Consider the following 21,277-nt stretch of genomic DNA (forward strand, 5'->3'; position numbering starts at 1 on the left):
GCCGCGGCTGATTTCTTAACCCGGCCACGGCATCTTCGATCGTCACCGGGATTCTGGATTTGATATCTGCCGAGTCTCGGGCAATCATCTTTTGTGTGCCCATGAAGAACGATCGCCGAATCCCAACCAACGACCGCATGATCCGCGACGCAATGAAGGCGGCGCTGGTTTCAAGGCATGCTGGCGCCGACGCCGTTGTGGTGGAGGAACTGAAGACAGCCCGGGGATCCGGGCGGCTCGACCTTGCAGTCATTAACGGCAGGATCGAGGGCATCGAGATCAAGAGCGATCTCGACACGCTCTCTCGGCTGGAAAGGCAAATCGGTTTTTTCGGCGCGGCCGCTGACAGGATGACATTGGTCGCCGGGGAGCGCCACCTTTCAGAGGCGACGGCGAGAGTGCCTGACTGGTGGTCCTTGGTCAGCGCCACGGTTTCTTCGGGAGGGCACACCATTTTGAGAACCGTAAGACGCGGCCGATTGAACAAGGATCAGCAAAGCGAGGCTCTGGCACGTTTGCTTGAGCGCGACGAGCTGGTGACGCTGCTTGAAGGATTCGGCTTGGATAAGGGCTTCCGGACCGCCTGCTATGACGACTTGGCAGACCGGGCGACCGCGGCGCTGGGTCAGAAGGACCTTGCGGCCGGAGTACGCCGTCTTCTGAAGCGAAGGGCGGAGCTCTGTTCCAGGTATCAGACCGGAGCCTTCGGCAAGAATGCTGTCATCTGTCGCGGGCGAAGCGGCTGATATGTTGGTTTGCCCTGACCGAGAGCCACGCTGCAGGGACAACGAATTTCACGCCGTCGACGGTCGTCGATCCATCCGCAACCTTCTTGACGACAGATGTGCCCCAGCACTCAGTCCTGCTTTTCCATTCGCCAGACGCGACCGTTGCTAGTGCGCATCGCCCGTACCCAGTTCGGTCGGAGTTCCGTTCCTCCAGTTCGATGCGCCAATGGCCGTCGAGGGTGAGGTCGACATGGGGGAACCAGCCGTTGCTGCCGCTTCTGGCCGATCTCTTCGGCAGCGACGCATGATCACCGTACTCGACTTGCCCATGAGCCTGAGACGCGTTCATAGACAGTCGCTCCTCCATCGGAAGAAGCCGGGGCAGATCACGCAGCGACGACGATGGAAAACTCCCGCTGACGAGCGCCTTTCGGACATGCTGGAAGGACTCGCCAGATGCATTCCTGAGGGAGCGAAGTGCAGATTCCGTAGCGGCGCTTGCTGACGAGACACGGTTTCGGACAGCGCCGGCATCCAAGATTAGGAACGCGCTGCCGGGTTGCCGAAGCGCCGAAAGGCCGCGGCCAGCCAGCCCGACCTGTAGCTGATCTTCGGGGTCGACCCGGAACGCCACGGCGATGCCGCTGGCATTTGCTGCCTCAATCTGAGCCGTGACAGCCTCTGCCGAGACTAGACGCACAACCGGCACCATCCCTGCATGCGCACTTGCCATGCGTATCCATGAGACAGACCCGGTCACCGGATCCTTCAAGCCGCTCAGGTGCGCGTTGAACTGTTCGGTCTCACGTCGCAACTCGGCATAGTGAGCAAGTTCCTTTTCGGATCGGTCGCGCGACGGCGTACCGCGTTTTCAGCCTTCTGGCGCCTTTTGTCCGCTGCTTCTGCCTCGGTAGTAAGGGGGCGCGGAGTCTTGTCGAAGTCGACGATCACAGGACGGCCCTGCGACGCATCGGACACGAGTTCGATCGAGTCTGAAAACGAGTCGGCCCGGGTCTGGCGCGTCAACGTCACTATCCGGATGATCGAATCCTTTATCGTCTCCGTGCAGTGAGCGTATGCCTTGAATTCGAATGGCCTCGTACTGAAGGATGGAAAGTAATGCTTTGACAACATGCCTTGCAATAGCCCCGTGAGTCGCGCCGTGACTCTGATCAATAGCAGAAACTCTTCCAGAACCAAGCCTTTGTTGTCTCGCAATAGGCATGCGCTTCCAAGGGCAGTGTATGAGCGGGATACGATTGCAAACTCTCGGACCTTAACTTGTTATCCAAAAGTCTGTCGACGACGTTCGAAAACCGCTGACAAACAACGACAAGAGCTTATATGAGGAGCGTCAATACGGAACTGTCGTCAGGGTGACATTTTTGCTTTCCGTCGGTTGTTGCGGCATCCATGGTCTGAGCCCGATTGCAAGACGCGGCTCGTTGCCAAGCCAGATCCAACTTATATACGGTCGCTGTTTGAGACAGCGGCACCAACATCCCGCTTGCGGCGGACAAGGGCTCAGCAGGACGAGACCATTCTGAAGCGCGGGCATTTCAAGCCAGACTCTTGTTCGGTTCGTCCCACCTGGATCCGCCAGGACTGATCGGGTCCTGGAAGATTATGGAATTCAGTTTGATGAGTAACGCATCAGGCAGTCTTCACGATCGCCCCCTCGATGACCACGCCCGCATTGACGTATTTCCACAGAGACGAGCAGCTTGCGGGCGAGCGCGACGATCGTCGTCTTCGCGAGACGGCCGCCGTTCTGCTTGACTCGGTCCTGGAACCACAAGGTGAGCGCTGATCGCGGTTGATGGCGCACCCACAGCCAGGCCGTCTGGATCAGCGTCGTTCGCAGCCTTGGATTGCCGGCTTTCGATACCCCCTGGTCGTGATCGACCGAGCCGCTCTGCCAGGGTGTCGGCGCGAGGCCCGCATAGGCGGCAACCTGTCGTCGGTGTCGAAGTGACGCGACAGCCCCTCCGACCACAAGACGGCGGCAAACTCCGGCCCGATGCCCTTCAGATCGAGCAGCATCGCCGGTGCTGGCGAGACGACCGGCACGCCAGCAAGCATGGCATCGCGCGCGGCCTCGACCGCCTTGATCTGCTCCAGCAGCAGTTCGAGCCTGTCGAGTTCGCGGCCGACCTGCGCCTGCTCTTGTGGCTCACACTACATCATCAAACGTGGCCGAATCCATTGGGCGGGCAAGATGTGTCGCGAGCAGATCGAAGCCGGCCGCGCCTATGACCGCCTTCTCAAGCGCGGCGCCCAGCCGAAGAAGCTCAGGGCCATCCTCGCCTGGTTCAAGCGCCTGTGGACCAAGTTCATTGGAACCTGCAGCTGACGGCATCGCCAATGCAAGCACAGATCAGATTGACGATGCCTTCGGGAAAGCCGGCCTCCGCCGCGAACGCAACCATTGCCCCTGCAACAAGCCGCGTCTGTTCCGCAGGCTTGACGATGACGCGCAGCCCGATGCCAGCGCCGGCGAGATCTTGCGCGCGACCATTGAAGACGAGAAAATTCCACGGGTGATCGTGCCAGCAACGCCGATCGGCTACCAGCATCCGCCGGTCGGTCGAGGGCGGGGGAGATCGTCTCGCCATAGAGGCGAGGGCCCTTCGGCTTCCAGGCGGGCAGCGCCGTCATTGTGCCGCTCGGCAACTATCTGCGTGTTGACATGGCTGCTTTCTGGCAACCGGACGACGCCCTCTTCGACCTGCTGCGCGACAAGGAGATCGCCAATGCAATGCTGGCCGATCTCGCCGGCAAGCATGTCGCCGACGGAAATGTCGCCGAGAAGGTCAAGACGCAAAAGAAGATCATCCGCGACTTCCTGTCGAGCGAGAACGGCCGCAGACAAGTCGAGGCGGGGCCGCCAACTGGATGAAGTTTCCGGTCGAAAGCTACACCGATCGCGGCGGCTCCGCACCGCCGATCAATGGGCCAGGGTCCAGCCGCTGTTCGTCCGCCAATAGGTGCCAACCCGGGCGGCGGCTCTTTCGAGTGCCGCCGCCCCTATTGCCTGCCGCTGGAATCTTGTCAGATGTGAAAAACAGGGATCCGAACAGCCTTGGCCTGCGCAAGCCTATTGTGCGTTGCACAAAATCCGACGCGCGGCTAACGGTCTTCCGCTGCGGGAATCGGGCTTGGACACCAGCGGCGAGGCAGTGAGAACCGATGCTTCGTCGATATCGCATTCATAGCTGAGGACCTTCATGACCCTTTCGAGCCCTGACAAATCCGGCGCCGCCAGTCTCGAGGCCATCGCGCGAAACGGCAGCGTACTGCGCCGCATCGCCGCGCGCATTCCGACCTATCTGTCGGACATTCGCGAGAACCCGGCATGGCTGCCGATGTTCGTGCTCGCCCGCACCATGTCGGTCCGCAGGATGCACTGGCGTGGGGCAAAGCCGGTTCGCATGTCGCAAAAAGTCCACGACACGATGTTTGCCGGCGTCAATCGCCAGGACGTTGTCGAGGCGCTGCGGTCGGACGGGCTGTTTTGCGGGCTCCTCCTGCCGACTTTCATCCATGAGGAGATCGCCGCCTTCGCCCGGTGCACGCATTGTTTCGGCAATTTCGATCGCCGTCTCGAATTCATGCCTGAGGACCATGCCGAGGCCGAGAAGCGTTTCGGCCGCTCCCTGCTCAGCGGCCACTATTTCGAGCGCATCCTCGACTGCAAGGCAGCGGTCGCCATCCAGAACGACCCGCTGCTGCTCGACATCGCCGCGCATTATCTGGGCGCTCAGGCGAAACTGATCACCACACGCGTGTGGTGGAGCTTTCCCACCGACCAGGCTTCCGACGCCGACAAGAACCGTGCCTCGCTCGGGAAGTATCATTTCGATCTCGATGACTGGCGGATGCTGAAATTCTTCTTCTATCTGACGCCGGTCGACGAGGGCACCGGCCCGCATGTCTATGTCCGGGGCAGCCACATGCGGCGCATCCTCAAGCATCAACTGACGCTGCTCGTCGGCCATCCGGCGCAAGAGGTTCTGAACGTCTATGGCGATGACAGCCCCGTCACGCTGACCGGCCAAGCCGGCCTCGGCTTTGTCGAGGATCCGTTTGGCTTCCATATGGGCACCGTGCCTTCGCGCACGCCACGGCTGATGATGGAAGTCGGCTTCGGCGTGTCGCCGCCCTCGCGCCGGCGCTTCCATGGCGAGCCTGTTATTCGCTGATCTCGCAAAAGTCCTGAAAACAGCCTTCCCCAGGTCACACGCCTGGTTCTCCCTTGGGCAAGCTGGTGCCATGGCCTCGTCATGGGGTCAGCTGACACATGACTGGATCGAGGTCATCCGACGCCGGTTGGCCTCGACTGACCCAGATCAAGGCCATGTCCTTATCGTCGTGGTTTAATCGGCCAGTTCTTCAGTGGAAAAACGCATGTGCTGACCGGCAGCCTGGTCGTCGCTCCCATCATCTGGAAAATCCGGACCATACGGCAGGCAAATGACGCTTCACCAGCCAGGAACCGACGTGAGAAACGCGCTTGAGGCGACGCGGCGGGCCATGGATCGTAGCGCGCTCGATGCACGACATGCGGCTCGACGCCAGCAGCGTCTCACGAAGAGAGCCGACGCGCTGGCTGCCCGTTGATGGCCGGCTGTGACGACAGCTTCGACATCATTGTCGTTGGCGCCGGGCCGGTCGGACTTTCCTTCGCCGCATCGCTTGCCCCCAGCGAGCTCAAACTGGCGGTTGTCGAAGGGCAGTCCCTGGAAAGACTGGCAAGTCCGGCTTTCGACGGTCGCGAGATCGCGCTCACCCACGCCTCGATTGGCATCCTTCGCGAGCTCGGCGCCTGGGATGTTATCCGCGCTTCGGACAAGTCACCGCTTCAGGGCGCACGCGTCCTCAACGGATCGAGCCCTTTTGCGCTGTGTTTCGATTCCCCCGACGAATCCGCGGAACCACTGGGCGTTCTGGTCCCGAATTGCCGGATCCGCGATGCCCTTTTCAAGATCGTCCGCTTGCAGGGCCATGTCCGCCTGCTGTGCGGCCACTCGGTCGTGCGTGCAACAAACAGCCGCCAGGGAGCAGTTATAACGCTCTCCAATGGCAGGCAGCTGACCGCTCGGCTTCTCGTTGCCGCCGATTCGCGTTTGTCCGCCACCCGCAATCTCCTCGGCATCGGCGCCGATATCAATCGGCTTGGCAACTCGATGCTGATTTGCCGGGTGAGGCACGAGCGGCCCCACCATCAGATCGCGATTGAATGGTTCGATCATCATCAGACGATAGCGATGTTGCCCCTCGCGAAAGGCGTGTCGTCGCTGCTTTTGACTTTGCCCTCAAACGAGGCCGAAGGACTGCTTGCCCTTGATGACGAGTTGTTCCTGATGGAGCTGACGAAGCGCTGTCGAGGGCGCCTCGGCAAGATGAGCCTGGCAAGCCAACGCCATGTCTATCCGTTGGTCACGACCTGGGCGCATAGGTTCCGGGCGCCGAGCGCCGCATTGATCGGCGACGCTGCCATCGGCATGCACCCGGTAACCGCGCATGGCTTCAACATCGGCCTCGGCGGCCAGAAGCAGCTCGCCCGTGGTATTGAGACAGCATGGCGCGACCGTCGAGACATTGCCAATCCCGACATGCTCCACAGATATGAAAGCCGACTGCGCCTGTCGGCGGCGCCGCTCTACCATGCTACGAATATTCTCGTCGGACTCTACTCAAGCGAGCATCCGGCGGCACGGCTTGCAAGGCATGTGGGGCTGCGCCTCGGACAACATCTTCCCTTTGTCCGTCATGGCATTGCGGCCATGCTGAGGCGGTGAACCCCAGTCACAGTGGCATTGTCCGCGCGCCGGCCTAGCAGGCTGGCGAGTGTGGTTCGATGTGAGCGGTCGCGGCTGCGCGGAAGCGTCGGCCGTGCGACACGCTCCACGACCGCTTGAAAAAATACGATCGTCATGAAATCGGAAATGCCGATCCTGAAGCGACGCGCCGATTGGTTAGTTATCTCAGGGGAATGACAGAGAGCTGGATGTGCAGCAGAGCCTCGCGGACCGCGGGGCCGAGCCCTTCCGCGCGGCGTGCTGGGACAAGTCCACGGCCTCTGATGATAAATACCTCATCGCGGAGAAAGTCGCGCATTAGCCGGTGGAGCATTCACATTAAGGCCTTTGAAGCGCAGGGTCGATTCATCCACGGCGTGGATGTGAAGTATTCGAACAATTGATTTTACGACGTTTATGGAGTGCCGCATAGAAAAATGCGAGCCGCGAGAGTCATCTTCGGACATATAAGTATGGCTGTTCATTGCCCTGTTTTCTGAAGTATACGTCGAGCATCAAACGAGGCCATGCTCACTCCAGCCATGTTCTTCGACGTTGCGCAAGCTCATCGATCTGGCTGACGCAATCAAGCCCCAAGGGCCGCTTGGGGGCATACCACCGCCAAAGCGCCGTACGCTTTCCAGACTGTTTGAGATCGGATCGCGTGACGCGTACCTCAGGAAACGGCAAGAGGAAGTCATTCTGCGCTTTCCGAAGTACGCCGGGAGACTATGCTGTGAAATGAGCTGGGACTTGCAGACTATGTCGAATTCGCCGATTTCTTTCGAAAAGCCATTTTAGCATGAAGGCTTACATAGAGTTGCTGCGCCGTTTCATCCAGGCTGACATCGTAGGTCAACCCAGCCGAACAAACCTTAGAACGGAAACACTTGCATGACCCATCCAATGCCTTCGCCTAGCCCATTTGTGATCCTTGCGATGCCGAGGGCGGGTACGCATTACTTGGAAGAACTGCTGAACGAGCATCCGAGCGTACTGAGCAATGGTGAGTTGCTCAACCCCTATGATACTAACTGGCTCGATAAGGACCGCTTGCTAGGCAGCGATCGCGAGCTCCTCGAGCTTGCCTACTTGCGTTATCCCAACGCAACCAACAAGAAGGTGACGCGCGTTGGTTGCAAGATCAACGAACCTCAGTTTCGCGAGCGTCCGGGCTTTTTTGCTGAGCTCGCTCGTTGGCCATGCCTGAAGGTCATCCTTCTAGTTCGCAGAAACACATTGGAATCGCTGCGATCGCTGACACAGGCGAGGCAAACCCGCCAATGGCTTAAGTACACTTCGGGCAACGACGCGAATCCGAGCGTCGAACTGACAGTCGCCTGCTGCGAGGCTTATTTCAAGACCGCCGATGAATTCCACAATCTCGTCGCGCGCTCCTTCGCGTCCACCGACTTGCATGTGGTCGAGTACGAGAGCCTTCTTGGCGAACCCTCTGCGTGCTTGGCAACAATTTGGGATTTCCTGGGGATTCCAGCGGCTCGGCTCTCTGGTGCCCCTATCCTTAAGCGGCAGGAAGCGCGCCCCCTGGACCAAACGATTGAGAATTTCGGAGAGTTGCGGCGTCACTTCGCAGGCGGACCTTACGCGCGATTCTTTGAGGTTGGTGACCGCCTGAATAGTCGCCACAGCGGAAAGCGACAGCCTGCCCTTCCTTAGGCTCCGGGATACCGACGTCGACGAGCTCGCTCGCCCTTCCAACAACAGCGCAGCGCTGAATTCAGGGCGAAAAAGCAACTCGACGATAAAGGGCAAGCATGGGCATCCAAACCTAGAGACCGACACACCAGCAAGGCACCGGCACCACCATCACCGCTTCCCGCGATTGGCACGTCCATGTTCATACGGCCATGGCGTAAGACATTCCAGGCCGAGCGAAACAAGATTCCGCCGGCGAGAGCCAGCGCCGGAATGGCAATAAGGGCTCGAACGGCGTCCTGAGCTGGCAACACCGGGATGCAGCACGAACATGCGCATTGGTATTGCGATGCCGGGAGTTGCTGCGTGAGACGGCGCGGGCGCACGAAATGGTCATTCACGCCGGATCGACGTGCACATGCTTGTGTCGGTCCCGCCGAACCTGTCGGTATCGCGTGCGGTGCAGCACCTGAAGCGACGCAGTTCACACAAGCTGCTGAGCGAGTTCGGGATATTGCGCAAACGCTACTAGGGCCAGCATCTGTGGGCGAGGGGCTGTTGGATTGCCACAAGCGGCAATGTGACCGACGAAATGTGGGTGGGGTACATCAAGAACCAGACACCGCCCGAGCCTGACAACAATTTCAACGTGACGTGAGTTCACGCCCTGTCCGCCCGGACGGCGGACCGATCCGGCTTTAAGCCGTAACCTGAAGCCACCGGCTGTAGCCGGTGGAGCATTCACACCCGATGCTCAGAAGGTAGCCGTAAAACTCCCTCAACGCGCAATGGGCTTCCCGGCCAGCAGTGCAGAAAATGACATAGACGGGGCGACAATGTCGGACATGCGACGTACCTGTTTAGGCTATCTGCTTGTTCCAGAATGACCTTTTATTCGGAACGGCACATGCTTGGTTGTCCGCGAGTCATTACCGAGCGAGTCTGGACACCATGCCTTTGCCGATCCTTGCGCTTGCCATTGCGTCCTTCTGCATAGGCACCACCGAATTCGTCATCATGGGACTGCTGCCGGAGGTGGCCGCCGACCTCGGCGTTTCAATTCCATCGGCCGGCCTGCTCGTCACCGGCTACGCGCTGGGCGTTGTCATCGGCGCACCGATCGTCGCCGCGGCGACGGCCCGCCTGCCGCGCAAGCCGGTGCTTGTGGGCCTCGCTACGCTCTTTGTCATCGGCAATCTGTTCTGCGCGCTTGCGCCCAATTACTGGCTGCTGATGGCGGCGCGCGTCTTCACCGCTTTCGGCCATGGCGCCTTCTTCGGCATCGGCTCAGTCGTCGCCGCGAGCCTTGTGCCGCGCAACAAAAGGGCGAGCGCGATCGCGCTGATGTTCGCCGGGCTGACGCTCTCCAACATTCTCGGCGTCCCCTCCGGCACCGCGCTCGGCGAAGCCTTCGGCTGGCGCGCTACCTTCCTTGCCGTCGTCGGCATCGGGCTGGTCTCGGTCGCGGCCATCGCCTGCCTGGTGCCTTCGGATGTCGCCGAGCCAAGCGGCGGCGGCCTGCTCGGCGAATTGCGCGTGCTCGGCAAGCTACAGGTCTGGCTGGCGATGCTGATCGCCTCGCTCGCCTCCGCCAGCCTGTTCGCTGTTTTCACCTACATCAAACCGTATCTCACCGACGTCTCCGGCCTGTCGATGGCGACCGTCACCTGGGTCCTGCTGCTCTTCGGCGCCGGCATGACCATCGGCAACATCATCGGCGGCAGGCTGGCCGACTGGAAGCTGATGCCCACGGTAATCGGCACGCTGCTCGCCATGACCTTGATGTTCGTCGTCTTCGCCAAATTCGGTGCGATAGCGATGGTTGCTATCGCCATCGTCTTCCTATGGGGTATGCTGATCTTCATCGTCGTGCCGCCGCTGCAGATCCGCGTCGTCGCGGCGGCTGCCGAGGGCCCGAACCTTGCCGCCACGCTCATCCAGAGCGCCTTCAATGTCGGCAATGCCGGTGGCGCTTGGATCGGTGGCCTCGCTATCTCCTGGGGCATGTCCTACGCCCAGTTGCCGCTGGTAGGTGCGGCGCTCGCGCTGCTAGCCGTCGCCGCCGCTGTGCTGCTGCAGTCAGTCGACCGCCGTACTGTCCTGCAGACGCGGCCAGCGGAATAGCCGCTCTGCGCATGGTAAGTCGGCGACCACCGAAATTCTGGGCTGAATAGGAAGGGTAAGGCGATGCGACAACATTCCGAGATGCGCGAGATCAAGCGGCGCACCGAGGTCGTCGGAAACTTCCCGAGCGACGATGCGATCGTGCGCCTGGTCGGTGCAATCCTGCTCGAACAGAACGACAGCGCTTCGTCAGCTCCATCAGGAACAACTCATCATCAAGGGCAAGCAGTCTTTCGGCCTCGTTTGAGGGCAAAGTCAAAAGCAGCGACGACACGCCTTTCGCGAGGGGCAACATCGCTATCGTCTGATGATGATCGAACCATTCAATCGCGATCTGATGGTGGGGCTGCTCGTGCCTCACCCGGCAAATCAGCATCGAGTTGCCGAGCCGATTGATATCGGCGCCGATGCCGAGGAGATTGCGGGTGGCGGACAAACGCGAATCGGCGGCAACGAGAAGCCGAGCGGTCAGCTGCCTGCCATTGGAGAGCGTTATAACTGCTCCCTGGCGGCTGTTTGTTGCACGCACGACCGAGTGGCCGCACAGCAGGCGGACATGGCCCTGGAAGCGGACGATCTTGAAAAGGGCATCGCGGATCCGGCAATTCGGGACCAGAACGCCCAGTGGTTCCGCGGATTCGTCGGGGGAATCGAAACACAGCGCAAAAGGGCTCGATCCGTTGAGGACGCGTGCGCCCTGAAGCGGTGACTTGTCCGAAGCGCGGATAACATTCCAAGCGCCGAGCTCGCGAAGGATGCCAATCGAGGCGTGGGTGAGCGCGATCTCGCGACCGTCGAAAGCCGGACTTGCCAGTCTTTCCAGGGATTGCCCTTCGACAACCGCCAGTTTGAGCTCGCTGGGGGCAAGCGATGCGGCGAAGGAAAGTCCGACCGGCCCGGCGCCAACGACAATGATGTCGAAGCTGTCGTCACAGCTGGCCATCAACGGGCAGCCAGCGCGTCGGCTCTCTTCGTGAGACGCCGCTGGCGTCGAGCCGCATGTCGTGCGTCGAGCGGACTGATCTGCAACGAGCGTCAAACCGACCGCGAGCTCGACTCGCCTACGCACTGGCATCCAGGCTCAATTCCAAGCTCATCCACTTCGTGCCTCGCGACAACATCATCCAGCACGCCGAACTCAGGAAGATGTCAGGGATCCAGTATGCGCCGGACTCCAAACAGGCAGGGGAGTTGCAAATAGGTGGATGAATCTTGACACCGGAGAAGGAGACCAGCCCCCGCGAATGTAGGCTTCGACGGTCGAGTGCTGGACGAATTTCCAATCAACTGAAGGCTCAAACGACAACGGAAGTCGGGTTGTAGCTCAAGCGGGCCACGCGTCTCTCAAAGCTAAGCCGACCGAGATCTACTGGATCGTACCTGATCGGGCTCTGCAACCCCGACCAGCTGACGCCCAATCGGGCGCTGATGCTGGAGCCAGGGAAGCGGGTCACTGTCTCCATTTCTAACTTGTTGTGCCCTGCCCTTTGAAAGGACTTGGCGACACTTCTACTTTGCTGAGGGCGCGACAATCGAACTTGGTTGCAACCATCTTTATAAACCAATGCAGCTACTACGGTTGATTTGATGATGATGCCTCCATCCGGGCTTCGGCGCATCTGACGGCCCGTGGCGGCGCGAAAGACGGTCAGCAGTTGCAGCGCCGGCGCCACGCGCGACCAGATCGTTCTCGAGACTTCTCGACCATGCCGGGTTTTCCGAACGGCGCTCCCAGACACCACGCGCTGCGACCATCGGAAGCCAATCTCCTCAGGTCGGCTGCTCCGGGCCGATATGATGAAAGACTCCAGCGAAGGGACCGCGGACACGGGCGTTGAAGCCCTCCACCGAATTGACGTGGACGGCGTCACGAACATCCTCACCACTGGAAAGCTTCAGTGTCACGTGCTTGGCAACGCTCTCACCAACGGCCATGAATGCTTTCCACTCGTCGCTCATCAATTGAGCTCTCGATTCCATCCAGAGCTGCGTCGCGAAGCGTAGGTCAACGGTCGCTCGCGTTTGCTGACGTCTAACAGTCGGGTCCATCCTCCACTTGATCGCCGCTTCTGCACGAGGCGCAGACATGCCGCTGGCGGCCGCTCTTGAGGCAGGTTGTGTCACCGACAGCCGCCATCGGTGCCGTCGCATTATGGGCCCATCAAGCACGACCAGAAAAGGTTCAGATCAGCGCTTTTGAAACACATGGGCTGAGCATCCATAGCGTGGATGCTCGCGATCTAAACAATCGATTTTACCAATCCGAGCGGGTCGTTCATAGACCGCCCACATGACGTGCACCGCCGTTGCACCACCGCGTGAGGCACCAAAAAAGAACCCGAAAAAGAGGAAGTCTTCGCATGCGCTCTGACGTGCAGTGGAGGTTGTGCTGGGAAAATGAGTTGCGGCTTTCGGATCACCTCGAACTCTCTGAATTCTTCCGAAAGACCTACGAGCCTGTCGGAGCCTTTAGTGGAAAGCAATTCGCTGGCGGTCGAAGTTGGGCCGGTGCAAGGCCGGAGGTGCGCGCAATCTCCTATGATGTGCACGGGGTAGCGGCTCACTTGGGCCTGCTGCGCCGATACATCAAAGTTGGCGCCGCGGATCTGCTTGTCGCTGAACTCGGTCTCTACGGGGTGCGTCCGGATCTTGAGGGGCTAGGAATCGCCCGTTCGATCAGCGCGATGTATCCAGTGCTGCAGCAGCTTGGCGTTCCATTCGCTTTCGGCACGGTTCGGCACGCGCTGCGGAACCATGTTGGCAGGTTCTGCCGCAAAGGCTTGGGGAGCATTTTGTCGGGCGTTCGCGTGCGTTCAACCCTCCCGGACTTGTACCCCGATCTGCCTCCCACGCGAGTCGACGACGACGTACTCGTCATGGTGCTCCCAATTGGACGCTCAATCAGCGAGTGGCCGGCCGGCACCTTGATCGATCGGAACGGTCCAGAGCTATGAAGAACACCCGCAATGATATCGGTCAGCGCGACCCGCCACCCATAGCATTGATCGGCCTGAATCCAGCATTGACCGCGGATTTATTGTCCGCTCGCTTTCTCAAATTCATTGAAAAGCCTGACATCTCATGAGCCTATTCGCCTCAGCTAGTACTATTGCCGTCTGCTCTTATGCGCTGCTGTCGACCATCTATAAAACCGCGCAGGTGTTTTATACGTTGCCCGCAAACGTACCGCCGACCTCGGGCGAACCGGCTGGCTGTGAGCTTTGGCCGAGCGTCGATGTCATTATCCCCTGCTACAACGAGGCACCTCGCACCCTCGCGGACTGCCTGGCTTCCATTGCAAGTCAGGACTATGCCGGAGAACTGCAGGTCTATGTTGTTGATGACGGTTCTGGAAACCGCGATGCCCTCGTAGGTGTACACGAGGAATACACGCGCGACCCGAGGTTCAACTTCATTGCGCTCCCAAAGAATGTCGGAAAGCGCAAGGCACAGATTGCGGCGGTTCGCCGCTCGTGCGGAGATTTGGTGCTCAATGTAGATTCGGACACGATACTTGCGCCGGACGTCATCACAAGGCTTGCGCTAAAGATGCAAGATCAAGCGATCGGTGCCGCCATGGGCCAGTTGGCGGCTAGCAATCGCAGTGAAACTTGGCTGACGCGGTTGATTGACATGGAATACTGGCTCGCCTGCAACGAAGAGCGGGCAGCGCAGGCTCAGTTCGGTGCCGTCATGTGTTGCTGCGGTCCGTGTGCCATGTACCGGCGATCCGCGCTTGTTTCGCTGCTGGATCAGTACGAGACGCAGCGCTTTCGAGGGAAGCCGAGCGACTTCGGTGAGGACCGCCACCTTACGATCCTGATGCTGAAAGCAGGCTTTCGAACAGAGTATGTCCCGGAGGCCGTCGCGGCAACAGTCGTTCCCAACAGCATGGGTCCCTATCTGCGTCAACAGCTTCGCTGGGCCCGGAGCACGTTCCGTGACACATTGCTGGCGCTCCAACTACTGCGCGGCCTTAATATTTATCTCACATTGGACGTCATTGGGCAGAACCTTGGCCCATTATTGCTCTCTTTGTCTCTCCTGGCGGGCCTCGCGCAATTCGTAGCGACAGGTACTGTGCCTTGGACGGCATGCCTGACGATTGCGGTCATGACTGTAATTCGCTGCAGCGTGGCTGCGTTTCGTGCGCGCCAACTTCGATTTCTCGGATTCTCGCTTCACACACTCATCAACATCTTTCTCTTGCTCCCATTGAAAGCATACGCGCTGTGTACATTGAGCAATAGCGATTGGTTGTCGCGAAGCTCTGCGGCAAAGGTACCAAACACCGGCGGCGCCATTCCAAAGCTCAACTTGGTCGGATCTGACGCAACTTACAGAGAACAGCAATAGTCACGTGATCGCAGGTGGAAGAGTTTTGAGCCAAGACCAGAAAGATCAAGGGTTGGACCTAGAGGATTTGCCGCGGTCCGAGACCGGTCCGATCGAACGGGAGTTTCACGGGCAGACAAGCGCGAAAAGCTCCGTGCCTGACTCTCTGTCGACCGTGGCAGTCGATTTCGCCGGCGTAACCAAGTCGTATGGGAACAAGGTCGTTGTCGACGAACTGTCGTTCACCGTTGCATCGGGAGAGTGTTTCGGACTCCTAGGACCAAACGGGGCGGGCAAGAGCACGATTGCGCGGATGCTCCTCGGCATGACATGCCCTGACGCGGGCACGATCACCGTGCTCGGCGTCCCGGTGCCGGCCCGCGCTCGGCTGGCACGTAGGGGCATTGGCGTGGTCCCGCAATTTGACAATCTTGACCAGGAATTCACCGTACGCGAGAACCTGCTGGTGTTCGGCCGCTACTTCGGCATGAGCACACGTCAGAGCGAAGTGGTCATCCCGTCGCTTCTCGAATTCGCTCGCCTCGAGCGCAAGGCGGACGCGCGCGTCTCGGAACTGTCCGGCGGCATGAAGCGATGCCTGACGATGGCGCGGGCGTTGATCAATGACCCGCAGCTCATTGTGATGGACGAGCCGACCACCGGCCTCGATCCGCACGCGCGGCACCTGATCTGGGAGCGGCTGCGCGCCCTGTTGGCACGCGGCAAGACGATTATCCTGACGACGCATTTCATGGAAGAGGCTGAGCGATTATGCGATCGGCTGTGCGTCCTCGAAAAGGGTCGCTACATCGCGGAGGGCCGCCCGCAGGCGCTTATCGACGAGCATATCGGATGCCAGGTCATGGAGATCTACGGCGGTGATCCGCACGAGTTGCATTCGCTGGTCAAGCCGCATTCGGAGCGCATCGAGGTCAGCGGCGAAACCCTTTATTGCTATGCGCCAGATCCTGACAAGGTGCGCAGGCAACTGCAGGGCCGAGCAGGTCTGCGCCTCCTACTGCGTCCAGCCAATCTCGAGGATGTTTTCTTGCGGCTGACCGGGCGCGAGATGGAGGAGTGAACATGATTGAAGGTTTTGCGGCGGTGCTGCCGGCCAATGCGTGGAACTGGGTTGCGGTGTGGCGCCGCAACTATCTGGCGTGGAAGAAAGTCGCATTCGTGGCGATTCTCGGTAACCTCGCCGATCCAATGATCTACCTTTTCGGCCTCGGCACCGGCCTCGGCATAATGGTCGGCCGCGTCGACGGTTCGTCCTATATCGCCTTTTTGGCGGCCGGCATGGTCGCGGTCAGTGCGATGACCGCCTCTACCCTCGAAACATTGTACGCGGCTTTCGCTCGCATGCATTCTCAACGCACATGGGAAGCCATGCTGTATACGCACGTTACCCTCGGCGACATCGTTCTGGGTGAACTGGCGTGGGCAGCCACTAAGGCTTTCCTGGCCGGTACGGCAATTACCATTGTCACTGCAGCGTTGGGCTATGCAGCCTGGCCGTCCGTCCTTCATGCGCTGCCATTCATTGCTCTGACAGGGTGCGTATTTGCCAGCCTCGCGATGGTCGTCACCGCACTTTCGCCCAGCTACGATTACTTCGTATTTTACCAGACGCTTGTCCTCACACCCATGCTGTTCCTGTCGGGCGCCGTTTTCCCATTGAATCAGCTGCCAGACGCGTTTCAGAAGATAGCGCGATCCACGCCGCTGTCACATGCGATCGACCTCATTCGTCCCGTTATGCTTGATCGCCCGATCGGCGGCATCGCCCTGCACATCGGCGTGCTCGGCCTGTACGCGCTGTTGCCATTCTTCCTCTCGATGGCGCTGTTGCGCCGCCGATTGATGCGCTGACGCGAAAGAGAAGGAGATAAACCATGCACTATGGACGCCAATAGAACGCATCGCCAGTGTGTGCCGCGAAGGGTTTTCGGTACATCCAGCGTGATGCGCCGGCGCCTGGGGCACAGGATCTCATGTTGATCCCGGTGGTCCTAAGAGAGTTTCTTTGAGGTAGGTGATGTTTGACTGGCGTTCGTGACGCGAACGACAACGCAGCCTGCGTTTATGGTCGAACGGCCTTGAGGCAGGCCAATTTAGCCTTCCTGTACGATGAATGGAGAGCAAGATGCTGTGTCTAGGATTGAGCGGCGGATTAGACAAAGTCTATGAAAACAGGTTTCAGATTCCCAACACATTCATGCACGATGGCGCTGCGGTGCTCGTCCGAGATGGACAGGTCATCGCGGCAGTAGAAGAGGAGCGCCTCAATCGGATCAAACACTCCAACAAGCTCCCAGTTAGTTCGGCTCAATACTGTCTTTCAGCCGCCGGAGTTCAGCTCAGCGAAATCGATCGTGTAGCGTTTTACGCTACCGAAGCCTACTCGAATGCCATGCTTGAAAACATGCGTGTTTCCCAGGCGGACGCCTCCATTCCGTTGGATGCTAAAGTGTTGGTGCAGAAGCTGTTGGCGCAGGAGTTCGGCACCGGGCTCGACGCTTCGCGTATCTCATTCGTAAGTCATCATCAGGCCCACGCCGTGAGTGCATTTGCAATGTCGGGCTTCGAGCAAAGTCTGGTTTTCGCGATTGATGGCTCTGGTGATTTCCTGTCGGGCCTTATGGCGATGGGATCTGGTACTGACATTACGCAACTCGCGACTTTCCCAGAGAACAATTCCCTTGGGCAATTTTATCTCGAGACAATCCGGTATCTCGGCTACGGCTTGTTCGATGAATATAAGGTAATGGGGCTTGCCCCCTACGGCGATCCCGTTCCCTATCGCGAGCTTTTCGAGCAGTTCTATGAACTCTCTGCAAATGGCGAGTATCGCGTCCACCTGGACCGCATCGGTCCGACTTTGCTCCGCAGCATTCAGGTTCGGCAAAAAGGAATGCCATTCACCCAGCAGCATAAGGATGTGAGTGCGTCGTTACAGGAAGCGCTCGAACGCATAGTGTTTCACATTCTTCGGCATTATCGTGAGGCCACCGGGATGACGCGGTTGTGCCTGGCCGGCGGAGTTGCGCACAATTGCTCCATGAACGGCAAGCTGCTCTATTCAGGACTTTTCGAAGACATCTTCGTGCAGCCCGCATCGCATGACGCTGGGTGCGCATTAGGCGCTGCACTAATCGTGTCTAACGAGCTGGGCCGCCCCGCGCCGCGTGCGCGGTTGCAGGAGGTTTATTGGGGGCCGGATCTCGCGAGCGATCACGCTGTCGAAGAGGAACTAAAGGCATGGTCTGGGCACCTGGAGTTTGAACGCACTGAGGAAGTGGCGGATAGGGCAGCCGAGTGGATGGCCGGTGGCGCCGTGATCGGCTGGGTGCAAGGTCGTTCGGAGTTCGGGCCGCGAGCGCTCGGAAATCGCAGCATTCTTGCCGATCCCAGGCCCGCTTCAAACAAGGACCGGATCAACGCTATGGTCAAGAAGCGGGAAGGATATCGCCCGTTCGCCCCATCAGTGTTGGAGGAGGATGCGCGCGAATTTTTCGACCTCCCGGGTAGTGCGTGCGAATTTCCCTTCATGAATTTCGTAGTTCGAGTGCGTGAGTCCAAGCGTGATTTGCTCGGCGCCATCACGCATGTCGACGGTACGGCTCGGCTGCAGACAGTATCGCGCAAGGCCAGTCCGGCCTACTGGGACGTCATCAATGCCTTCAAGCAGCGGACAGGCATCCCAATTCTGCTCAACACGTCCTTTAACAACAATGCCGAGCCGATCGTAGATTCAGTTGCAGACTCAATTGCCACGTTCCTGACGACAGAGCTGGATGGACTTGTGGTCGGGCCTTACCTCGTCAAAAAACGGGCCGCAGCGCTGCAGGATTGGACCGCGCTCGCTGTTTCATTGCCGCCTCATGTATCCCTGCATAAAGTCCGCGCATACACGGCGCAGGATCGCCAGGAGACCGTCTGCGAAATCCGAACGGATCACCGTCACGGTGCGCGTATTTCACATGACTTGTTCGATCTGCTGACGCGGATCGAAGGCGAAGCCGTGCTCGCGGATCTCCTCGACACAATTTCGCTGGATCAAGCCCAGCGCGAGGCTCTTACAGGAGAGCTGCGACGATTGTGGGAGCAGCGCCACGTTCGGATGCATCCCTCGCAAGCCGCTCGCGTGCCCAAAACTGATGCCCAACGCCTGGAGGACCGATAACAGCTGACCTAAACACGGGTCTGTCTAAGCACCTTCATATGACATGCCGGCTGGTGCGGGGGATCCGGAGCATGGCCGAACACCCGGATCCTGATCCAGGCCGACAGCCATTTATCGCAGTCCGCAGGTCATCGACTGGTGCCGCGCCAACAATATCGACTTCATCCTCGGCCTGGCGCTCACCACGACCTCGCGCAAGGCATGTCGCGGATCTGGAGCCCAGCGGCGATGGTGCGCTTCGAAGCGTCGGCGAGGGCAAGTCCGAAGGTCAAATTCGGTTTTATCCTCAACCTCCAATGCTCCTGAAGAATCCAACAGCCTTGGCCACCCCCTGATTCGCTGACCTCGACAGGGGCGATGACCCGCTCGACGCGGCTCCAACTGCCGGCTCCGTCAAACAACCCACCTTCGACGCGAGCCTTGGACGGGTTTGGCAGCGCGATCATTCGGAGGCTGAATGGGATCGACGGTCGTCGTGACGCCAATCCTGGTACAGGCATTCATCAAAGCGGGGGTATAGTCCTTGTGAGGCTCCAGCATCAAAAAGCGACCGCATTTCGCGACCTGTCTGGGTAAGTGAGATTAGGCCAACCCAATCATAGACTCCACCTGGACTGGAGCGGTCCATAACAAGATGGGCTGTCCTTCCAATCCGCCTTCGGCTCCTTCCAGATTGGCCAGCCGCATTTTCAAGGATCTCGGTCGCTGGATTGCCCGCGCGTAGAGCCTTCCGCCAAAGCGGCAGCGGCCTCATTCGCCGCAACGCTTTCGAATCCGTAGGTCTAGAATAGTTCAGGAAGACGGATGGTTGAACGGCACTGGAAAAGCCAGCCGGATCGCAGCAATGCGCGCGGGTCGCCGAATTGGCCGTTCGCAAACTGTGCCGGTCGTGGATCGGTGGGCATCTGCTTCGGATGTGCTCTTGGCTTTCGGGAAGAGTAGCTGCAAACTGGTCCAGTTGGCAGGAAAAGAAATGGTCCAGTCTCCAGGTCCCGGTGGCTCAACCCGCTCGTACGGCATGGGTGCGCGCCAGATCTACCAAGCGCTTCGCGAGCAGATCCTCAGAGGCGTATACGACACCGGCAGCCAACTGCCGTCCTCCCGTGGTCTCGCCGAGGAACTTGGAGTCTCGCGAACGACAGTCACCGTCGCCTACGAGCAACTGGCCGCGGAAGGTTTCATCGACGTCCGTCAAGGCGCACGCCATCGTGTCGCATCCTCACTGCTCGGACATGAGCTAACCGCCAGTCCCCCAAAACGGGCCGGCCCGGATCACTTGTCAAGCTATGGCGAACGGCTGCGTGGCAGCCCGCCCTGGCCGGATTACCGGCCGAACACGCTGAAGATCGATTTCCGATATGGCGACCTGGCGCCCTCAGATTTCCCGGCACCGGTTTGGAAGCGCGCGATGAACGCGACGATGGCGCAGCGGCCGGCACGTCTCGCCTATGAGCATCCGTGCGGTTCGCGCCGGCTCCGCCAGGCACTTCAGGGCTATCTCTGGCGCGCCCGAACTGTGCGCTGCGACCCTGAGCAGATCGTCATCGTCAATGGTTCGCAGCAGGGGCTCGATCTGTGCGCGCGCCTGCTGCTCGACCCAGGCGACAGCTTCGTCATCGAGGACCCCTGCTACAGGATGGCACGCCAGGTCTTTGCCAGTACAGGTGCCACGCCCGTTCCCGTCGGGGTTGACGAGCACGGCATGCAGACGGAGCAGCTGGCGGGGATCGCGGCCCGGCTGGCCTATGCGACGCCGTCGCATCAGTTTCCGCTTGGCGGCGTCATGCCGGTCGCGCGGCGGCATCAGCTTCTGGAATGGGCGCGGGACGAGGGCGCCTACGTCATCGAGGACGACTACGACAGCGAATATCGCTACGATATCAGCCCCGTTCCCCCGCTGCACAGCCTGGAAGATCATGGGGCCGTCATCTACCTCGGCACCATCTCCAAGACGCTCTCGCCGATGCTGCGCATCGGCTATCTCGTCGTCCCGGCGGAATTGCAGCAGGTTTTCGAAACCGCCAAGCAGTTGGCCGACCGGCATTCTCCGGTGGCGGAGCAGGAGTCATTGGCCTCTCTGATCGAGAGCGGCAGCTATGAAAACCATGTGCGCCGTGTGCGCCGCCTTAACGGCGAGCGCCGGGAGGTATTGCTGGCCACCATGAAACGGAGTTTTCTAGACAGGATCGCCGTCCAGGGGGCAGAGGCTGGACTGCACGTCGTCATATGGTTCAACGACCTGCCGCGATCGCGTGAAACGGCCTTGGTCGAAGCCGCGCAATACGCGGGTCTGGGTCTGCACCCCATTTCGCCGCTTTATCATGGGCAGTCGGGAGCAGGCGAGGCCGATCGCGTCGGGCTTGTCATGGGCTATTCCGCCTTGAGCATCCGGCAGATCGAAAAAGGCGTCGAGATGCTGCGGGACGTCGTCGCTCAACTCTGAGACG

The 21,277-nt window shown here is 59.8% G+C and carries 17 protein-coding genes and 6 pseudogenes; 17 read left to right on the forward strand and 6 right to left on the reverse strand.

What is annotated here, in order from left to right; genetic code table 11:
• Positions 1 to 101 precede the first annotated feature (101 nt).
• Complete coding sequence (locus A9K71_RS12430) at positions 102 to 746, forward strand: sce7726 family protein (protein ID WP_066995438.1); 645 nt, start codon at positions 102 to 104, stop codon at positions 744 to 746.
• Here A9K71_RS12430 and A9K71_RS12435 read toward each other — a convergent pair.
• Both A9K71_RS12435 and A9K71_RS12445 read right to left on the reverse strand, forming a co-directional pair.
• Entirely contained in the window at positions 721 to 1,488 is a 768-nt protein-coding gene (locus tag A9K71_RS12435; protein WP_343221330.1) for a hypothetical protein, read from the reverse strand. The two genes, A9K71_RS12430 and A9K71_RS12435, sit on opposite strands and share 26 nt — an antisense overlap.
• Before the next feature lie 893 nt (positions 1,489 to 2,381).
• Positions 2,382 to 2,891, reverse strand: a pseudogene (locus A9K71_RS12445) (transposase); the annotation flags it as partial.
• Positions 2,892 to 2,946: 55 nt separating this feature from the next.
• Here A9K71_RS12445 and A9K71_RS32880 point away from each other — a divergent pair.
• Positions 2,947 to 3,081 (forward strand): hypothetical protein, encoded by a 135-nt coding sequence (locus A9K71_RS32880; RefSeq protein ID WP_280940547.1) that lies wholly within the window; start codon positions 2,947 to 2,949, stop codon positions 3,079 to 3,081.
• Here the strand turns inward: A9K71_RS32880 and A9K71_RS12455 are convergent.
• Complete coding sequence (locus A9K71_RS12455) at positions 3,062 to 3,304, reverse strand: aldehyde dehydrogenase family protein (RefSeq protein WP_066995446.1); 243 nt, start codon at positions 3,302 to 3,304, stop codon at positions 3,062 to 3,064. The genes A9K71_RS32880 and A9K71_RS12455 overlap by 20 nt on opposite strands.
• Before the next feature lie 113 nt (positions 3,305 to 3,417).
• Between A9K71_RS12455 and A9K71_RS32510 the strand changes: the two genes are divergently transcribed.
• From A9K71_RS32510 to ubiM, 3 genes are all read left to right on the forward strand, one after another.
• Positions 3,418 to 3,627, forward strand: a complete 210-nt coding sequence (locus A9K71_RS32510) for a hypothetical protein (RefSeq protein WP_245299602.1) — start codon at positions 3,418 to 3,420, stop codon at positions 3,625 to 3,627.
• A 328-nt stretch (positions 3,628 to 3,955) separates the two neighbouring features.
• Entirely contained in the window at positions 3,956 to 4,930 is a 975-nt protein-coding gene (locus A9K71_RS12465; RefSeq protein WP_066995452.1) for a hypothetical protein, read from the forward strand.
• A gap of 417 nt (positions 4,931 to 5,347) precedes the next feature.
• Positions 5,348 to 6,529, forward strand: a complete 1,182-nt coding sequence (gene ubiM / locus A9K71_RS12470; protein ID WP_066995459.1) for a 5-demethoxyubiquinol-8 5-hydroxylase UbiM — start codon at positions 5,348 to 5,350, stop codon at positions 6,527 to 6,529.
• Between the two features lie 92 nt (positions 6,530 to 6,621).
• Here ubiM and A9K71_RS32515 read toward each other — a convergent pair.
• Positions 6,622 to 6,848 (reverse strand): annotated as a pseudogene (locus A9K71_RS32515) (LysR family transcriptional regulator); the annotation flags it as partial.
• A 575-nt stretch (positions 6,849 to 7,423) separates the two neighbouring features.
• On the opposite strand from A9K71_RS32515, the gene A9K71_RS12475 reads away from it, so the two are divergent.
• From A9K71_RS12475 to A9K71_RS31400, 4 genes and pseudogenes are all read left to right on the forward strand, one after another.
• Entirely contained in the window at positions 7,424 to 8,206 is a 783-nt protein-coding gene (locus tag A9K71_RS12475) for a sulfotransferase domain-containing protein (protein ID WP_066995460.1), read from the forward strand.
• Between the two features lie 397 nt (positions 8,207 to 8,603).
• Positions 8,604 to 8,717 (forward strand): transposase, encoded by a 114-nt coding sequence (locus A9K71_RS32520; protein ID WP_245299603.1) that lies wholly within the window; start codon positions 8,604 to 8,606, stop codon positions 8,715 to 8,717.
• Between the two features lie 419 nt (positions 8,718 to 9,136).
• Entirely contained in the window at positions 9,137 to 10,309 is a 1,173-nt protein-coding gene (locus tag A9K71_RS12480; protein WP_066995461.1) for an MFS transporter, read from the forward strand.
• Positions 10,310 to 10,393: 84 nt separating this feature from the next.
• Positions 10,394 to 10,489 (forward strand): annotated as a pseudogene (locus A9K71_RS31400) (transposase); the annotation flags it as partial.
• On the opposite strand, the pseudogene A9K71_RS12485 reads toward A9K71_RS31400, so the two are convergent.
• A pseudogene (locus A9K71_RS12485) lies at positions 10,485 to 11,252 on the reverse strand (FAD-dependent monooxygenase); the annotation flags it as partial. The pseudogenes A9K71_RS31400 and A9K71_RS12485 overlap by 5 nt on opposite strands.
• A gap of 72 nt (positions 11,253 to 11,324) precedes the next feature.
• Here A9K71_RS12485 and nifH point away from each other — a divergent pair.
• Positions 11,325 to 11,500: pseudogene (gene nifH / locus A9K71_RS12490) on the forward strand (nitrogenase reductase); the annotation flags it as partial.
• 383 nt (positions 11,501 to 11,883) lie between these two features.
• On the opposite strand, the pseudogene A9K71_RS30285 reads toward nifH, so the two are convergent.
• Positions 11,884 to 12,277 (reverse strand): annotated as a pseudogene (locus A9K71_RS30285) (transposase); the annotation flags it as partial.
• A 392-nt stretch (positions 12,278 to 12,669) separates the two neighbouring features.
• Here A9K71_RS30285 and A9K71_RS12500 point away from each other — a divergent pair.
• The 7 genes from A9K71_RS12500 (at position 12,670) to A9K71_RS12530 (ending at position 21,273) form a co-directional block, all read left to right on the forward strand.
• The gene (locus A9K71_RS12500) at positions 12,670 to 13,263 is read left to right on the forward strand and encodes a NodA family N-acyltransferase (protein ID WP_066995469.1); all 594 of its coding nucleotides are present in this window, start codon (positions 12,670 to 12,672) and stop codon (positions 13,261 to 13,263) included.
• Entirely contained in the window at positions 13,260 to 13,394 is a 135-nt protein-coding gene (locus A9K71_RS32885) for a hypothetical protein (protein WP_280940548.1), read from the forward strand. The genes A9K71_RS12500 and A9K71_RS32885 overlap by 4 nt, the downstream gene beginning before the upstream one ends.
• Positions 13,391 to 14,665 (forward strand): chitooligosaccharide synthase NodC, encoded by a 1,275-nt coding sequence (nodC, locus tag A9K71_RS12505; protein ID WP_066995472.1) that lies wholly within the window; start codon positions 13,391 to 13,393, stop codon positions 14,663 to 14,665. The genes A9K71_RS32885 and nodC overlap by 4 nt, the downstream gene beginning before the upstream one ends.
• Before the next feature lie 67 nt (positions 14,666 to 14,732).
• Positions 14,733 to 15,725 carry a nodulation factor ABC transporter ATP-binding protein NodI gene (gene nodI, locus A9K71_RS12510; protein WP_082980490.1) on the forward strand — a complete coding sequence of 331 codons (993 nt, stop codon included), beginning with the start codon at positions 14,733 to 14,735 and terminating at the stop codon, positions 15,723 to 15,725.
• 2 nt (positions 15,726 to 15,727) lie between these two features.
• The gene (locus tag A9K71_RS12515) at positions 15,728 to 16,516 is read left to right on the forward strand and encodes an ABC transporter permease (protein WP_066995475.1); all 789 of its coding nucleotides are present in this window, start codon (positions 15,728 to 15,730) and stop codon (positions 16,514 to 16,516) included.
• Positions 16,517 to 16,790: 274 nt separating this feature from the next.
• Positions 16,791 to 18,830 carry a carbamoyltransferase gene (locus A9K71_RS12520; protein WP_066995610.1) on the forward strand — a complete coding sequence of 680 codons (2,040 nt, stop codon included), beginning with the start codon at positions 16,791 to 16,793 and terminating at the stop codon, positions 18,828 to 18,830.
• Between the two features lie 973 nt (positions 18,831 to 19,803).
• Entirely contained in the window at positions 19,804 to 21,273 is a 1,470-nt protein-coding gene (locus A9K71_RS12530; protein ID WP_066995481.1) for a PLP-dependent aminotransferase family protein, read from the forward strand.
• Positions 21,274 to 21,277 lie beyond the last annotated feature (4 nt).

It is taken from the genome of Mesorhizobium sp. WSM3873 (assembly GCF_001672445.1).
Taxonomy (GTDB): domain Bacteria; phylum Pseudomonadota; class Alphaproteobacteria; order Rhizobiales; family Rhizobiaceae; genus Mesorhizobium.

What these genes read in the sequence shown, in the direction of transcription:
- A9K71_RS12430 (WP_066995438.1), top strand. Translation starts at nt 102, where the DNA reads ATGAAGAACGATCGCCGAATCCCAACCAACGACCGCATGATCCGCGAC.
- A9K71_RS32880 (WP_280940547.1), top strand. Translation starts at nt 2,947, where the DNA reads ATGTGTCGCGAGCAGATCGAAGCCGGCCGCGCCTATGACCGCCTTCTC.
- A9K71_RS12455 (WP_066995446.1), bottom strand. Translation starts at nt 3,304, where the DNA reads ATGCTGGTAGCCGATCGGCGTTGCTGGCACGATCACCCGTGGAATTTT.
- A9K71_RS32510 (WP_245299602.1), top strand. Translation starts at nt 3,418, where the DNA reads ATGGCTGCTTTCTGGCAACCGGACGACGCCCTCTTCGACCTGCTGCGC.
- A9K71_RS12465 (WP_066995452.1), top strand. Translation starts at nt 3,956, where the DNA reads ATGACCCTTTCGAGCCCTGACAAATCCGGCGCCGCCAGTCTCGAGGCC.
- ubiM (WP_066995459.1), top strand. Translation starts at nt 5,348, where the DNA reads ATGGCCGGCTGTGACGACAGCTTCGACATCATTGTCGTTGGCGCCGGG.
- A9K71_RS12475 (WP_066995460.1), top strand. Translation starts at nt 7,424, where the DNA reads ATGACCCATCCAATGCCTTCGCCTAGCCCATTTGTGATCCTTGCGATG.
- A9K71_RS32520 (WP_245299603.1), top strand. Translation starts at nt 8,604, where the DNA reads ATGCTTGTGTCGGTCCCGCCGAACCTGTCGGTATCGCGTGCGGTGCAG.
- A9K71_RS12480 (WP_066995461.1), top strand. Translation starts at nt 9,137, where the DNA reads ATGCCTTTGCCGATCCTTGCGCTTGCCATTGCGTCCTTCTGCATAGGC.
- A9K71_RS12500 (WP_066995469.1), top strand. Translation starts at nt 12,670, where the DNA reads ATGCGCTCTGACGTGCAGTGGAGGTTGTGCTGGGAAAATGAGTTGCGG.
- A9K71_RS32885 (WP_280940548.1), top strand. Translation starts at nt 13,260, where the DNA reads ATGAAGAACACCCGCAATGATATCGGTCAGCGCGACCCGCCACCCATA.
- nodC (WP_066995472.1), top strand. Translation starts at nt 13,391, where the DNA reads ATGAGCCTATTCGCCTCAGCTAGTACTATTGCCGTCTGCTCTTATGCG.
- A9K71_RS12515 (WP_066995475.1), top strand. Translation starts at nt 15,728, where the DNA reads ATGATTGAAGGTTTTGCGGCGGTGCTGCCGGCCAATGCGTGGAACTGG.
- A9K71_RS12520 (WP_066995610.1), top strand. Translation starts at nt 16,791, where the DNA reads ATGCTGTGTCTAGGATTGAGCGGCGGATTAGACAAAGTCTATGAAAAC.
- A9K71_RS12530 (WP_066995481.1), top strand. Translation starts at nt 19,804, where the DNA reads ATGGTCCAGTCTCCAGGTCCCGGTGGCTCAACCCGCTCGTACGGCATG.